This window comes from Pontimicrobium sp. MEBiC06410 (assembly GCF_053601615.1).
Genome location: NZ_JBSHNT010000002.1, coordinates 1 through 570, shown reverse-complemented (window position 1 = coordinate 570; position 570 = coordinate 1). Strand labels below are relative to the sequence as shown.

Below are 570 nucleotides of genomic sequence, written 5' to 3'. Positions count from 1 at the left end.
ATATTATCGGAAACGGTAATGGTTTGCGTTTGTTCTGGCGCAGTGTTACCACAGCTATCTGTTAATGTCCATGTTCTGGTGATTACGAATGATCCTTCGCAAGTTCCAGCGACTACAGTGTCTGTGTAGGTCGCGTCTAGCGTTGTAGAACAGTTATCTGCTTCGTCTGTAACATCTCCCGTAATGTTTACTCCAGCATCGTAGTTACATGATGCATCTGTAAATATTTCGATATCTGCCGGAGCAGTAAATGTTGGCGCGATATTATCAGACACCGTGATGGTTTGCGTTTGTTCTGGTGCAGTGTTACCACAGCTATCTGTTAATGTCCATGTTCTTGTGATTACGAATGATCCTTCGCAAGTTCCAGGGACTACAGTGTCTGTGTAGGTTGCGTTTAGCGTTGAAGAACAGTTATCTGCTTCGTCTGTAACATCTCCTGTAATGTTTACTCCAGCATCGTAGTTGCATGATGCATCTGTAAATATCTCAATATCTGCCGGAGCAGTAAATGTTGGTGCGATATTATCGGAAACGGTAATGGTTTGCGTTTGTTCTGGCGTAGTGTTA

At 43.3% G+C, this 570-nt stretch carries 1 pseudogene; it reads right to left on the bottom strand.

The window, feature by feature from the left end:
* Positions 1-570, bottom strand: a pseudogene (locus ACVC08_RS00010) (gliding motility-associated C-terminal domain-containing protein); the annotation flags it as partial.